The organism is Massilimicrobiota sp. SW1139, assembly GCF_012027715.1.
GTDB classification, from domain to species: Bacteria; Bacillota_I; Bacilli_A; order Erysipelotrichales; family Coprobacillaceae; genus Allocoprobacillus; species Allocoprobacillus merdigallinarum.
Genome location: NZ_SJOR01000011.1, coordinates 23442 through 39089, shown reverse-complemented (window position 1 = coordinate 39089; position 15648 = coordinate 23442). Strand labels below are relative to the sequence as shown.

Here is a 15648-nt window from a genome sequence, read left to right as displayed (position 1 = left end):
GTGTAATAGATGAAAATAAATTATTCTCAATATATTGATTATTATGAAAATGAAGAAGTCATAAAAGATACAATATTATTAGAAGGCGGGCAAGGTAAAAATATTAATGGAAATATTTTCCATTTTTTAAAAGAAATATGCACAAATAAAGAATGGAGTTACTTAAAAATATATTATGTTGTTACGGATGAAACAATGAATCAAGCTAAGAATAGATTTGATTTTTATCAGTATCATAATATAAAACTTGTGATTCGACAAAGTGATGAATATTTAAAATTATTAGCAAGTTGTCAATATCTTATAACAGATAACTCATTTCCGCCATACTTTATAAAAAAGACTAACCAGATATACTTAAATACTTGGCATGGAACACCTTTAAAAATATTAGGAAGACAAGATATTAAGAATTCTTCATCTTTTGCAAATGTACAAAAAAATTATATGATGGCTGACTATGCTCTTTTTCCAAATAAATATACTAGAGATATTTTCATGGATGACTATTCTTTAAGAAATATTGGAACTCAAAAAATTATTCTTGCAGATTATCCACGAAATACAGCCTTTTTTAATGATGAGTTAAAAAAAGAAATTATACAGAAATATCAGCTTGATGGAAAAGAAGTTTTTGCATATATGCCTACATGGCGTGGTTCAAGTCGAAATGCAAATGTCAAAAAACAAAAGGAGATTATAAGTACATATCTTCAAGAAATTGATCAGTATTTATCAGATAATCAAGTTTTATATGTGAATTTGCATTTCCTTATAGGAAATGATATTGATATGTCAGATTATCAGCATATTAAACTGTTTCCAAGTGAATATGAAACGTATGATTTTTTAAATGTATGTGATACTTTGATTACTGATTATTCAAGTGTCTTTTTTGATTTTGCAGTTACAGGAAAAAGAATCATCTTATTTACATATGATTTGGAAGAATATATTGCTGAAAGAGGAATGTATTTTCCAATTGACCAACTCCCATTTCCAAGAGTAAGAAATGTAGAAGACTTAATTAAAGAATTAAATAGTTCATCTATTAATGAATACTCTCATTTTCAGCAGGAGTTTTGTGCTTATGCGCATAAAAACACAACCTATAATCTGATGACATTATTAACTCAAAACAAGAGCAATGAGGTTATTTTAGAGGATTATCCTTATAATGGAAAACAAAATGAACTTATTTGTATAAATTCTATAAAAACAGCAAATCAAAAAGCTTTACTTTTAGATTTCTTTAAAAATTGTGATGATCAAAAAAACTATTTTTTATGTTTTAATGGAAAATTAACAAAACTAGTTATAGATCTTATTGAGAATTTACCTTCTCATATTCAACTTTATGGATTTGTTTCTAAAATGGGATTATCAAAATCAGAAAAAATAAAAGCAGCTTTATCGATTCGTTATTCTTTTTTTGATTCGTTATTCCAGTATGCGAATCAACGAAGCTTTGAGCGTGAAAGCTTAAGACGTTTTTATCACATTAGAGTAGATAGAATTATTGAATTCTACAACAACTCACCTTATTTAACAAGAGAATTATCTTATTTAAATTGTGAAAAAATAAATTATCATATTGATCCAATATATACTGGGTTGAATTTTCAAACGAAAAAGATGCGTAATAATGAAACTTATAAAAAGGATCATTTTCAGCATAATGTAGAATATACAAAAATAGTTATTGAAGATGGATACGAACCAATGAGATATAATTTGTTTTATAGATTTATTAGAATATGGGGGCGTATAAAAAAATGCAATAATGGAATACAGTATTCAATGATATTTGCATACCAAGGCATGGATCAATTGAATTTTGAAGATTTAAAAATTCAAATCGGTGACTATGTAGCAGAAGGAAACTTTTCTTTCAAAAAAGGATTTTCTTTAGGATTTATGAAATTGAATAAAGTTAAATTCTTTATTGATAATGATAGTTTAGTATTATTACCAATTCAGAACAAGATTAAAATTTCTAGTTTTGATTTTAAAAAACCTTTTCAAATTAAAATTTCTTACAATGTTATTTCACGTTTTTTAAGAAAAACATATCATAGTTCAAAAATTATAAAATTTAGTGATAGACTTTGCTGTTATTTTAGACAATCAAAAAAGAATGATTTGTTCTTAACAGTACGTCCTTTTAACAGAACTGATTTGTTTAAAGAAAATTTAAAAATTAATCTGGCGTATTATATATCAAAATTATATGCGAAAAAAAATGTTATTATTTTATTTGAAAAAAATTCAGCAAGATATGAAGAAAGTGCTAGTATTGTTTATGAAAAGTTAATTGATAAAGGGTATCGAAACGCATATTTTATTTTGGATAAAAATTATGATGGTAAAAAAGATATTCAAGAAAAATATAAAGGGAATATTATAGATAAATATAGTTTTAGACATTATTTATATTTTTTTAAATCACAAACTTTTCTTGGGTCAGAAGCATTAGTACATGCTTTAGAGTTAAGAAATATGAATAAGCATGTGCTTAAAAAACTGAATTCTACTACAAATAATTATGTTTTTTTACAGCATGGAGTTATGTATATGATTTCTTTGGATTCTGAATCAAGAACTTTCTTCAAACCTAGAAGTGTCAATCAACTTGGAAAATATCGTGTTGTTGTATCTTCTGATTTAGAAGCTAAACACTTTATTGAATTAGGGGGATATGATGAAAGTCAAGTCATAGTCTGCGGTTTACCAAAATTTGATAAAAGTTATATGGATCAGTCAGCAGATAAGATAGTCATTATGCCAACTTGGCGACCTTGGGAATATAATGAAGCTTCTGTTGATTTCAAAGAAACAAAGTATTATCAAATGATTTTGAGAATATTTGATGCAATACCACAGAAATACGATGATAAAATTGTGATATTACCTCATCCTTTATTTGTTGAAGCTGCCATAAATAGTGATTTTAAATTAAAAAAATATATGGTTTTTGATTGCAAATATGATACGATTTTACGTGATACAAAGGTATTAATTACTGATTATTCTTCAATTGCATATGATGCTTTTTATAGAGGGTGCAGAGTTATTTTCTATTGGGAAGAATTGGATTATTGTTTAGAACAATATGGTAGAAATACAAAGTTGATGTTAAATGAAGAAAACGTCTATGGAGATGTTTGCTATTGTAAAGAGGATTTAATAAAATGCTTTGAAAATAATTATAATAATCCACAAGATTCTATTTATAAAGATCGTTATCAAAAAATTGTTGAATTCCATGATAATCAAAATACAGAACGTTTAATTCAGTCTTTAAAAAATGAAAAAATTATTTAAAAAGCAGTTGTTAGCTGCTTTTTATGATATACTGTTTCTGTAAAGGAAGGAAATGAAAATGGATATTATATTAGTTATATTTGGTTTGTTATGTTTGTATAATTTAAAAATTGTAAAATGTAATGATAATTATGTGAGTATATCACAGACTCAACAAATAAATGGTATTTTTGTTTTTTTAATTCTTATGAGTCATTTTGTTACATATATTGATACTGCATCATCATTACATAATTCTTATATGATTTTTCGACAATTTTTAAAACAGTTAGTTGTGACGACTTTCTTGTTTTTTTCAGGTTATGGAATGTATGAATCATTAAAAAAGAAAAAAGAAAACTATATCAATAAAATTCCTCAAAGATTTTTAAAACTACTATTTCAATTTGATATGGCTGTTTTTCTGTTTTTGATATTAGCCATTATTTTAGGAAAAGATTTAAGTTTTAAACATGTTTTGCTATCTTTTTTAGCTTGGGAGGGCTTGGGAAATAGTTATTGGTATATATTTGTTGTATTAAGTTTATATGTTTGTATGTTTTTATCATTTAAAATAACAAATCATAAGTCACCTTTATCGATTATATTATTTACTATTTGTTCCGTTGGCCTCATTTATTTTTTTATTCGTGTAGGAAAAACGAGTAATTGGTATAATACAATTATGTGCTTTGCAGCTGGAATGTGGTTTTCATATTTTCGTGATAAATTGGATAGAATAGTAGATAAAAATTTGTTAATTTATATTTTAATGTTGGCTGTATCTATTTTGATTTTTTTCGTTTCGCATTATTATATGTTTGATAGTTTAATTGCTTATGAAATTATGGGTATTTTCTTTTGCTTAACAATTGTATTAATAAGTAAAAAAGTTGTTTTTAATAATCCTATTTTATCTTTTTTTGGACAGCATGTGTTTAGTATATATATATTACAAAGAATACCTATGATTATAGGTGAAAATATTGGAATGAGTCAAAATTTCTGGGTTTATTTTCTTTTTGTATTCATATCGACAATATTTATAGCATATTACTTTGATAAAATTGTTGGATTCTTACAAGCAAAGATTTTTCATTAATAGGTGGTGAATATTTAAAATGTTTGTTGTAAAAATGATAAAACAGATAGTAGGCTTTGTCATTAAGATCTCATATAAAGCTACATATAGATTTATACCCATTAATGATAAATTGGTTATCTTTATATCTTTTCATGGAAGAGGATATTCTGATAATCCAAGGGCTATTTATGAGCAGATGAGAAAAGATCCAAGATTTAATGATTATAGGTTTATTTGGTTTATTAAAAATCATAAAAAGAAAAATATAAAAATAGATGGAGCAGAAATTAAAGAGTATTTTAGCTTGCCTTATTTTTATTATATGTCAAAGGCCAAATACTGGATTATTAATTGTAAAATGCCTACATATATGTGTAAGAAGGATAGGCAAGTTTATTTACAGACATGGCATGGAACGCCTCTAAAAAGATTAGGGCATGATATTATTGCGCCTGAAGATACAACGTTTTATAGATCGGGTATGTCTTTTGAACAAATGACGAAATCATATGATATAGATGTTGAAAGATATAATTATATGATTTCACCCAATGCTTTTTGTACTGAAGTGTTTCAAACATCATTTCAAATTAATAAAGAACGTTTAATTGAGACAGGGTATCCAAGAAATGATTTTATTACAAATGCAACACAAGAAGATGTTGTAGAGTTAAAGAAAAAATATCATTTGCCATTAGATAAAAAAATTGTTTTATATGCACCTACATGGCGTGATAATTCTTATATTGCCTCTGGATATACATTTGAATTAGAAGCTGATTTTCATAAATGGAAAGATATTTTAGGTGATGATTATATTGTTGTTTTTAAACCACATTATTTAATTATTAATAAATATGAAAATGATGAGTCTTTAAGCGGCTTTTTGTATTCTGTGAAAGCTGAATCTGAAATTAATGAGCTTTATGTTCTTAGTGATATTCTTGTTACAGATTATTCAAGTGTATTTTTTGACTATGCCGTGTTAAATCGTCCGATTTATTTCTATATGTATGATTTAGAGCAATATAAAGGTGAACTCAGAGGCTTTTATTTAGATATATATACAGAATTGCCTGGAAAAATTTATGAAGAGGAAAACAAGCTTTTAGCAGATATTAAAAATAATATTTATGATTATTCATTCTTAGAATCTTTTAATCAAAAATTTAATGCTTGGCAAACAGGAAATTGTGCTCAAAAAGTTATTGATATTATTTTTTCAGATATAAAATAATTTTTTGAAATCAGAAACATAGTTTTATTATATGATGGAAAGTAAGGAGGGAACTTCTTGCTTTTTCTTATTTTAGATGAACATCATATCAAAGAAGTTGAAATCTTTATAAAAAGTAATATAACCATTTATATGGTGATGAAAAATAAAAAAATATTTGTTAGCAACTTTTATAAGTGATTTTATTTATGTGGATAATAAGTAGTAAGAAAGAATGAAATCAATCTATTTTATGATAGACTCTTTTTTAATGAATAAAAAGATGATAAAATAGATTTGAAGTCATAGGAGATTGAATATGGGATTACAGAAGATTATTTTAAATATAGTATTAAAAATTGAAGTTTTTTTTATTTCATTTTTTAAGATTCACAATAACAGAATCACTTTTATATCTTTAGAAGATGATCATTTGACATCTGATTTTTTAAAGATTTATCAACAATTGCCACTAGAAAAATATGATGTGCGTTTATGTCTCATTCATTACAAGAAGAATTTAGGGGGACAGTTTTTATATTTTATTAATTGTATGAAACAATTGTATTATGTATATACATCAAAAATTATTTTTTTACATGATAATAACTATGTGGTTTCACATTTTAAAAGAAGCGGGGTACAAGTTATTCAGGTATGGCATGCTTGTGGAGCTATAAAGAAATTTGGTAATGTTATTGAACGTCAGTATCCTATTTCTAATTATGACTATGTTTTAACAACTTCATCTTATTGGAAGGAAGCATATAGTCAAGCATTTAGTGTTCAACAAGAACAGGTATTGCCTGTGGGAATGCCAAGAACTGATGAATTATTTCATCAACAATGGATTGATGAAACGAAAGAAAAACTTTATCAAAAATATCCAATGCTGAAAAATAAGAAGATTATTTTGTATGCACCGACTTTTAGAGGAAATATATATAAAGGATTTTCAGCGATTCATTTTGATGCTCAAAAAGTGATGAATCAGTTAAGCGATGATTTTGTGTTGATATATAAATTTCATCCTTTAATGGGAAATTATCATTTACAAAAAGATGATCGTATTTTGAATATGAATCATGAAGATACACATGAATTATTTTGTATAAGTGATTATTTGATTTCGGATTATTCATCTATTGTTTTTGATTTTATGATTTTAAAGAAACCGATGCTTTTCTATATTCCTGATTATGAGCAGTATTGTCAAGATTTAGGGGTATTTGTAGATGTGAGGGATTTAGGTTATCCAGTTTGTTATTGTGAAGAAGACGTTGTACAGTCATTACAAACTTATCATGTTGATGAAGATCTGTTTCAAAAAATGAAGAATCAATTTTTTGAAATTCAGGATGGTCATAGTACATTACGTGTTGTAGAACTGGTAGAAAAATTATGTGAAATGGAGAATGATATCAATGAGTAAAATAGCAATTATTGGAACTGGAACATGGGGAATAGCGCTTGCAAACATGTTAAGCGAAAAACATTGTGTGAAAGCATGGTCAGCGATTCCTGAAGAAATTGAATATATTCAAAAAAATCATAAACATCCTAAATTAAAAGATGCAGTTATTTCTTCATCTATACAATTGTCTTGTGATTTATCAGATACTTTAGATGATGTAGAAGTTATTGTTATGGCTGTTCCATCTATTTTTGTAAGAGAAACAACGAGAAAAATAATTCCCTACTTAAAACCTGAACATATTATTGTTGATGTCGCAAAAGGAATGGAAGCTCAAACACTCATGACAATGTCAGAAATCATTTATTCTGAAATTCAAGATCAGATGGATTTTGAATATGGTCATATTGTTGCTTTATCTGGACCCACTCATGCAGAAGAAGTTTCAATAGGTTTACCATCTACTATTGTATCAGCTTCAGTAGATGAATTGATTGCCCAAAAGGTTCAGGATATATTCACGAGTTCTTTTATGCGTGTTTATACAAATAAAGATATTAAAGGTGTAGAAGTTTGTGGTTCTATGAAAAATATTATCGCTTTAGCAGCTGGTATTTCTCATGGTTTAGGTTATGGAGATAATGCGATTGCAGCTTTAGTGACAAGAGGCATTCATGAAATATCACGTTTAGGAATTGCTATGGGATGTTCTATTCATACTTTCTATGGACTGGCAGGGTTAGGTGATTTAGTTGTCACATGTACAAGTCAAAATAGTCGTAATAATCAATGTGGAACATATATTGGCCAAGGATATGAAGTGAATGAAGCCATAAAAAAAGTTGGAATGGTTGTTGAAGGAATTAATGCATTAGATGCTGCAGATCTTTTAAGTGCTCGTTACCATGTTGAATTGCCAATCATTAGAGCGGTATATGATGTTGTGAAATTTGGTTTGGAACCACAATTATCGGTTCAAAGATTATTCCAGAGAAAAAGTAAATCTGAAATTCCTTTTTCAATATTAGAACTTGTTCATGAAAATAGAGAAATGAAAAATCAAAGGGGTGTAAAAATGAAAAGAGTCATTACATATGGAACATTTGATCTTTTGCATTATGGACATATTAATTTATTAAGACGTGCAAAAGCTTTAGGTGATTACCTTATTGTTGCTTTATCAACAGATGAATTTGTTAAATTACAAAAGCACAAAGAGTGTTATTTTAGTTATACCGAGAGAAAATCTTTACTAGAGGCTATGAGATATGTTGATCTTGTTATACCTGAAGAAAACTGGGATCAAAAGAAGGAAGACTGTCAACAGTATCATATTGATGTATTTGTAATGGGTGATGATTGGGAAGGACAGTTTGATTATTTACGTGATCAAGGTGTTGAAGTCGTTTATTTGCCTAGAACACCTGAAATTTCAACATCACGTATTAAAAAAGATTTACATGAATAAAATGCATGAACATTGATGTTATAAAGTTAAAGAGTTCACTTTTGATAGTGGACTTTTTATATATCATTATGTTTTTTTCTTTTGTTCTAAATTCTTTTTCTATTCATATATTAGTTGTATGATAGGAGGACATTATGAATAGGGGAGAAATTTATTATGCAGATTTATCGCCAGTTATAGGAAGTGAGCAAGGTGGATATAGACCCGTATTAATCTTACAAAACAATAAAGGAAATAAATATTCAACGACGGTGATTGTAGCACCTATTTCTTCAAGAATGACAAAAAATGATTTACCAACACATGTGATTATTGAAACACCATTTTTAGAAAAGAAATCAGTCATCTTGTTAGAACAGATACGAACAATTGATAAAAAAAGAATAGATGAACGTTTAGGAGTCTTGTCAGAATCCTTGATGGATAAAGTAAATTCGGCCATTAAAACAAGTTTAGACATTAAATAAGAGATATGATATAATGGTTGCAATTAAGGAGTGATAGAGATGAATATTAGAAAGATTAAAGAAAGAGCCAATCAACTGTTGAGTGTTGATAAGCAACAATATATACGTATTCTTATGATATTAGTATTGTTGGAATTGATTCCAACTTTATTTAGTACAGGACATGATATATTATCACGCATAATTTATATCATAATAAGTCTTGCTTTTATTGCTGTTTCACATGGATATGTTGTCAGTTCATTAAAAATGGTTAGAAATCAATCTTCATTATTATCTGATGATGATGCTCTTGTAGGGTTTAAAAGATTTAAAGGATTGTTTTCTACATATTTATTGAATAACATTGTTTTATTTTTTATTACTTTTGCTGCTATGTTTATTTTAATGATGATTTTTGGTGCTTTTTTATCAGGAATTCAATTAGATAGTTTTGCTAATGAAATATCATTATCAGGAAATTATACACAAGTATTATTGAGTATTTTCAGTCAATCACCATCACTTTTAGCTGCATTTATATTGTTTTATATGCTTATGATTGTTATTGTGTTTGTGATATCTTCTTATTTGTTTGCAGTTCCATATTTACTTGAAAGATATCAAATGACAAATTTAATGGCTATTAAAGAATCTTATCGTTTTATGAAAGGACATATTTTTGATTATATTAAATTAAATCTTTCATTTTTAGGATGGATTCTTGGATTGATGATTATTCAAATGATATTCAATCGATTATTGATGTTTTTACCTATTTTAGGAGCTTTAATAAGTGCTATTATTACAGGTATTATTGGGGTTTATACTTATTTACCACGTTATCAATTATCAAAAGCTATTTTCTTTGAAGAATTAGCATATTATCGTTATGATCATCATCAGACATACGGTGGAGATGAAAATCATGTTTAATCAACATTTTAGTAGAAGAGTGCCAACTCAAGTGAAATGGATGTTTATTTTAGTGATTTTACCACTTTATATGTATTGTGGTTCATTAATTTTGAGTGCTCTGTTTAAATTTATTATTTTACAATTTCATATTCAGTTTGATTATAATCAATTAAATGCTTATTTAAATCTTATTTTTGATTTGATCTTATTGGTTTTAGCTGGCTGGTTATTGAAAGATAGTATGATTGAACAGTTTAAAGATTTTAAGAAAAATATCAAAAACAATTTGTTTTATGGTTGTATTGTAGGTGTTTTATTGATTTATGTTTGTCAAATTATTGGTGGATTGCTGACACTGGCATTAGGTGGAAATCAGACAAGTGAAAATCAGCAGTTAATTGAATCTATCACAACTTCGTATCCAGTGATTATGATTTTTGTATCATGTATATTGGCACCTATTGTGGAAGAAATGTTATTTAGAGGGATTGTTTTTGGATGGATTTATGAATGGAATCCAAAGATGGCACATTTGATTTCAGCCTTTATATTTGGTTTTATTCATATTATGTCAGCTGTTTTTGCAGGCAATCTTTTAGAATGGGTACAAATTTTTTCTTATGGATTGATGGGATTTGCATTAAGTTATTTATATGAAAAACAAAATAATATATATGTTCCTATTTTATCGCATATGATGAATAATATCATTTCGATGTGTTTAGTGTTATTGTAGTGTTAAGGTTTTTGAAAAGTCAAAAACCTTTTTTCATACAAAAAACAACCCAATGGGTTGCCTATATCAAATAAATAAGAATTCCAATGCTGATTCCTAAAATCATACCACAAATAACATCACTCAAAAAATGGACAAATAAATAAATTCTAGATAAACCAATAAGAAAGGCAAAAAGATAAGCGAAAAGACCATATGTAGGGAAGAAAAGAAAAAGAATAGTGCTACATGCAAAAGAAGAGGTTGTGTGGCTAGAAGGAAATGATGAGTCATTTGGAGTTGGAACAAGTAATTGAACTTCGGGATACAGATGACATGGACGTTTTCTTTTGATAAGAGATTTGATAGAAATTTGTCCAATAAGCGCAGAAACAATCAATGCCATCAGCATATGAATAGACATGGAACGGGCTGCAGGAATTACATTGGTTAATAAAATAATAATAAGCCATATAATACCAAAATCACCACATGAACTGATGAACTTCATAATGCGGTTAAGTACATGATGGTGATACAAACTGATCATGTAAAAAGATACACGTAAATCCAAACGATGGATTTGATTAAGAATAGTCTTCATTATCGGAATCTCTCCTTAAAATATAAATAATGATTTTGATAAAACTAATAAGAATAATCTGAAAAATAAAAATATTGAAAAGTTGAACACCATCTAAAGAAAACATCTGATTATGCATAAAGTAATCCTGGTAGGATGGTATCATAGGTATAATAGTATGCAAACTGTTAAAGAATACCTTAAAGCAGGCCTCTATTATACTATAATATCCTTGAAATAGAAGAGCTAAAATATGGAAGAACCCCTGATCATTTTCAAATTGAGGAATAAAAGCAATATAAACAATAATTCCTACAAAAATAATCAAAAATGAAGTTGCAACAATATAAATAAAATTAAAAACAAGATCTAACCATGAAAAAGATGTATCACTATCTTCTTCATCATCTGTGATGTCAATTTGAGATTCATCTGTTTGTTCTTCATGAATAACAGGAGAATGATTTTTATAATTGATTTGTGAAAGTAGAGCAGTGAGTTCCTCTTCTTCCTGTTTATTTAATGAAGAAAAAGTTTGTTTTTTTGTAGATGAAGTGTCTTCTTCTTTTTTCTCTTGAGGTGTAGATTCCTGAAAGAAATCTTTTTGTTCATTTTCATCATCAAATTGAAATGTTTTTCTAGGACGTGTCTTTTGCATATAGACACTCCCATCCTTAACAACAGGTTCATTAAGATGGGATAAATGATATGCATAGGTTTGATTCACAATTTGATTTAACTGTGAATCATCAGGATAGTCCTTTTGCCATTTATCTTTGACTTGTTCTAGTTCTTGCTTAGACATATGTTTATGCATTCCAAGCAAAGCAGAATACATATCCATTTCATTATAACGATCAAATAAAAGCACATTTAAAACTTCAAAAAGATTATGACAGGTCTGATAAGACGTTTCTTTTTCATATGTTCCAGCTGGTTTTAAATCTTCACAGAAAATGATATTCATATGTAATTGACAACTTGCTTTATTAAGAGCTTCAAAAGAAGAAATGACTAAAGTGTTTTCAGGTTTGATATGAAAATGTTCAGTTATATTTTCAAGAATTTCCGTGGCAGGAAGAGGCATGCTGACCATATCACTACCAATAATATAATGAACTTTCTGATCAAGATGACACATAGAAAGATATGTTTTGGCATCTTTTTGACGATGAGTAGACATAATCGCAATAGGAATATTTTTTTGGTGTAAATATTCAATCAATTCTAACAGCCCATCTTTTGGTTTTAAACCTTTATATGTCAAATATTGCATCATTTCTCTTTCAATTTTTGCATTAAAAAGTCCTTCACTCATGATTGTTTGGATAGGACAGTCTTTGTACATATCATACATGTTAGAAAGATGATGATAAAAATCATCTAGAGAATAGCTAAGATGATGGCTCTCGCAGAAATGATGTGTATAGTTGTATCTATATCTATTTAAGTTAAAAACAGTTCCATCTAATGGAAGAATAGCAAGCTGAATATTTTGAATAGATTGTTTATACATCATATCACCACCTTTATGCTTAACATTATATCAAATATTATGTAAATATTCCATTTAAATATCTTGATTTTTCTTAAAGTTTAGTGTATTATATATTCGTTAATCATCTCTCCGTAGCTCAGCTGGCAGAGCATCTGACTCTTAATCAGAGGGTCCACGGTTCGATCCCGTGCGGGGAGACCAGTAGGAAATAAAAGTCTGCATGTTATTGTGGACTTTTTTATTTATATTTTACATAAAATTAATATAAATTTCATATCGAAATGATTTTTATATATGTTATTTTTGTTAGAATGATAGTGGCTATTGCGTAAGTCATCTTAGTGTCAGTTCTGTTTATGCAATAGTTGAAATAAAGGTATACCTTATTTCGAATAATTCTCACTATCTCATGTTGTCAAAACCAATCTCTTAACACACAAAGACAACACATAAAAAATCAGATTTGTTCTGATTTTTTATTTTTTTATTTGATTGTATTTACAATAAGAGAAAAGAGGTTTAAACTTATAGTTAGCGATATTTAACTTGAAAGAAGGAAATGATATGAAAAGATTTGGAAATGATGAATGTTGGTGTGGGAGTCATAAAAAATATAAAAAATGTCATGAAAAATTTGATGGAAGACTGCAATATTTAAAAAAACAGGGATATGTTATTCCAAAACGTGCAATGATTAAAAATGATAAGCAAATAGAAGGAATCAGACAGGCTGCCATTGTGAATAATGGGTTATTAGATTATATTGAAGAACATATTTGTGCAGGGATGACAACTCAGCAGATAGATGATATGACTGTTGAATATTTAAATAGTCATGATGCTTCTTCAGCTGATCTTCATTATGAAGGCTATCCTAAAAGTATTTGTACATCTGTTAATGATGAAGTCTGTCATGGGATTCCTAGTGATGATGTGATATTAAAGGATGGAGATATTATTAATGTTGACGCAACGACATGTTATAAAGGATATTATGCTGATGCCTCACGTATGTTCATGATCGGCAATGTCAGTGATGAAGCTAAACAGCTGGTTGCAGTTACACGTGAATGCTTATATAAGGGGATAGAATCTATTCAACCATTCAAAAGTACCATTAGTGATATTGGTAGAGCTATTGAAACGCATGCACATCAATATGGATATAGTGTTGTCAGAGAGTTTTGTGGACATGGTGTCGGTTTATCTATGCATGAAGATCCTTATGTACTTCATTTTGATCCACATTGTCCTACAACTGTGCTTGTGCCAGGTATGGTGATAACAATTGAACCGATGATTAATGCAGGAGAGCGCTTTATTCATATTGGCTCTAATGATTGGACAGCTTATACAGATGATGGCTCATTATCAGCCCAATGGGAACATACACTTTTAGTGACGGATACAGGAGTAGAAATTCTTTCTATGTAATACCGATTAATTTCGGTATTTTCTTTTTATGAAATTATGATTATCGTCAATTGAAAAAGGTGTAAAATATTTTTTATAGAGGAGGTATATAAAATGAGTTTTCCTAAAAATTTTTTATGGGGAGGAGCAGTTGCTGCAAACCAATGTGAAGGAGCATGGCTAGAAGATGGAAAGGCTCCTAATGTGACTGATGTCATGGTTGGTATTGGATCTAAAGATCCTGGGTTGAAATGGAATCAAGATAAGCAAAAATATGAAATGTGTCTAGATCCCAATAAGGTTTATTTAAGTCATGAGGCTATTGATTTTTATCATCGTTATGAAGAAGATTTAGAGTTAATGGCTGGAATGGGATTTAATTGTTTTAGAACTTCTATTGCCTGGGGTAGAATTTTCCCTAATGGCGATGAAGAAGAGCCTAATGAAAAAGGTTTGGCATTTTATGATCGCTTAATTGATAAGATGTTAGAGTTGCATATGGAACCAGTTATTACATTAAGTCATTATGAAACACCATTACATCTTATTACAGAATATGGAGGATGGCGTGATCATCGTTTGATTGATTTTTGGAAGCGTTATGTGACAACTGTCTTTGAGCGTTATAAAGGGAAAGTGAAATATTGGTTGACTTTTAATGAAGTGAATAATATGATGCGTAATCCTTTAGTTGCAGGAGGCGTTTTGACATTAAATCCAGAAAATCCTGAAGATCCAATTGGATCAACAACATTTGAAGATAAATGGCAGGCTTATTATCATTTATGTGTAGCCAATGCCTGGACAGTGAAACTTTGTCATGAAGTGGATCCACAAGCCAAAGTAGGATGCATGTTAACATGTTCATCAGTAGCAACTTATCCATATAACTGTGATCCTGATAATGTATGGGGTGCATTTGATACTGTAAGAATGTCTAATTTCTATTTTGGAGATGCTTTCTGTTTTGGTGAGATTCCAGGTTATGTTAAACGTGTCTGGAATGAACATCATTTTGAACCAGTGATGGATCATCAGGAACTTCAATTAATGAAAGAAAATACAGTTGAATTTTTCTCTTTTAGTTATTATCGTTCTTCAACTTACGATAAAGAAAGTGATGTTCATGGGGATACTGGCGGATTGACTGGAAAAGAGAATCCATATCTTGAAGGATGTTCACCAAAGCCTTGGTCTTGGCCAATTGATCCTCAAGGTATTCGTTATGTATTAAATGTTTTATATGATCGTTATCATTTGCCATTATTTATTGTTGAAAATGGTATTGGTTTAGATGAAAATCTTGATGAAAATGGACATATTGATGATGCTTTTAGAATGAAATATGTTGAAGATCATTTAAAATATGTACATGAAGCAATCCTTGATGGTGTAGAAGTGATGGGATATCTTTATTGGGGACCTATTGATGTTGTATCAGCGGGTACTGGTGAAATGAAAAAACGTTATGGTTTTGTTTATGTTGATCGTTTTAATGATGGTCATGGCACTCTAGAACGTCATATCAAAAATTCTTATTATCGCTATAAAGAGATTATTGAAAGTAATGGAGACATTCTTTTATAAATA

Annotated in this window: 12 protein-coding genes, 1 tRNA gene and 1 pseudogene; 12 read left to right on the top strand and 2 right to left on the bottom strand. The window is 28.6% G+C overall.

The genetic code is table 11. From position 1 onward, the window contains the following. The first annotated feature begins 9 nt into the window (after positions 1-9). The 9 genes and pseudogenes from E0K96_RS07600 (at position 10) to E0K96_RS07565 (ending at position 10585) form a co-directional block, all read left to right on the top strand. Complete coding sequence (locus tag E0K96_RS07600) at positions 10-3324, top strand: CDP-glycerol glycerophosphotransferase family protein (RefSeq protein ID WP_168082346.1); 3315 nt, start codon at positions 10-12, stop codon at positions 3322-3324. A 58-nt stretch (positions 3325-3382) separates the two neighbouring features. Continuing rightward, entirely contained in the window at positions 3383-4405 is a 1023-nt protein-coding gene (locus tag E0K96_RS07595; protein ID WP_168082344.1) for an acyltransferase family protein, read from the top strand. 34 nt (positions 4406-4439) lie between these two features. Further along, positions 4440-5624 carry a CDP-glycerol glycerophosphotransferase family protein gene (locus tag E0K96_RS07590; RefSeq protein WP_240924466.1) on the top strand — a complete coding sequence of 395 codons (1185 nt, stop codon included), beginning with the start codon at positions 4440-4442 and terminating at the stop codon, positions 5622-5624. A 298-nt stretch (positions 5625-5922) separates the two neighbouring features. Further along, positions 5923-7035, top strand: a complete 1113-nt coding sequence (locus E0K96_RS07585) for a CDP-glycerol glycerophosphotransferase family protein (protein WP_168082321.1) — start codon at positions 5923-5925, stop codon at positions 7033-7035. After that, positions 7019-8014 (top strand): annotated as a pseudogene (locus E0K96_RS12180) (NAD(P)H-dependent glycerol-3-phosphate dehydrogenase); the annotation flags it as partial. The gene E0K96_RS07585 and the pseudogene E0K96_RS12180, both read left to right, overlap by 17 nt. Before the next feature lie 78 nt (positions 8015-8092). Next, the gene (tagD, locus tag E0K96_RS12175; protein WP_240924469.1) at positions 8093-8485 is read left to right on the top strand and encodes a glycerol-3-phosphate cytidylyltransferase; all 393 of its coding nucleotides are present in this window, start codon (positions 8093-8095) and stop codon (positions 8483-8485) included. 134 nt (positions 8486-8619) lie between these two features. Continuing rightward, the gene (locus E0K96_RS07575) at positions 8620-8952 is read left to right on the top strand and encodes a type II toxin-antitoxin system PemK/MazF family toxin (RefSeq protein ID WP_087245446.1); all 333 of its coding nucleotides are present in this window, start codon (positions 8620-8622) and stop codon (positions 8950-8952) included. A gap of 39 nt (positions 8953-8991) precedes the next feature. Then, positions 8992-9867: a DUF975 family protein gene (locus E0K96_RS07570; protein WP_168082317.1), complete on the top strand. Its 876-nt coding sequence runs from the start codon at positions 8992-8994 to the stop codon at positions 9865-9867. Continuing rightward, positions 9860-10585: a CPBP family intramembrane glutamic endopeptidase gene (locus E0K96_RS07565; protein WP_087245442.1), complete on the top strand. Its 726-nt coding sequence runs from the start codon at positions 9860-9862 to the stop codon at positions 10583-10585. The genes E0K96_RS07570 and E0K96_RS07565 overlap by 8 nt, the downstream gene beginning before the upstream one ends. Before the next feature lie 61 nt (positions 10586-10646). Here E0K96_RS07565 and E0K96_RS07560 read toward each other — a convergent pair whose 3' ends face one another. Both E0K96_RS07560 and E0K96_RS07555 read right to left on the bottom strand, forming a co-directional pair. After that, the gene (locus E0K96_RS07560) at positions 10647-11168 is read right to left on the bottom strand and encodes a phosphatase PAP2 family protein (RefSeq protein WP_129737870.1); all 522 of its coding nucleotides are present in this window, start codon (positions 11166-11168) and stop codon (positions 10647-10649) included. Continuing rightward, positions 11152-12663: an HAD hydrolase-like protein gene (locus E0K96_RS07555; RefSeq protein ID WP_168082380.1), complete on the bottom strand. Its 1512-nt coding sequence runs from the start codon at positions 12661-12663 to the stop codon at positions 11152-11154. Before E0K96_RS07555 ends, E0K96_RS07560 begins: the two co-directional genes overlap by 17 nt. A gap of 107 nt (positions 12664-12770) precedes the next feature. Between E0K96_RS07555 and E0K96_RS07550 the strand changes: the two genes are divergently transcribed. From E0K96_RS07550 to E0K96_RS07540, 3 genes are all read left to right on the top strand, one after another. Continuing rightward, positions 12771-12846, top strand: a tRNA-Lys gene (locus tag E0K96_RS07550). 363 nt (positions 12847-13209) lie between these two features. Further along, positions 13210-14079 (top strand): methionyl aminopeptidase, encoded by an 870-nt coding sequence (locus tag E0K96_RS07545; RefSeq protein ID WP_087297350.1) that lies wholly within the window; start codon positions 13210-13212, stop codon positions 14077-14079. Positions 14080-14172: 93 nt separating this feature from the next. Beyond that, a complete protein-coding gene (locus tag E0K96_RS07540; RefSeq protein ID WP_087245649.1) occupies positions 14173-15645 on the top strand; it encodes a glycoside hydrolase family 1 protein in 1473 nt (490 codons plus the stop codon). Positions 15646-15648 lie beyond the last annotated feature (3 nt).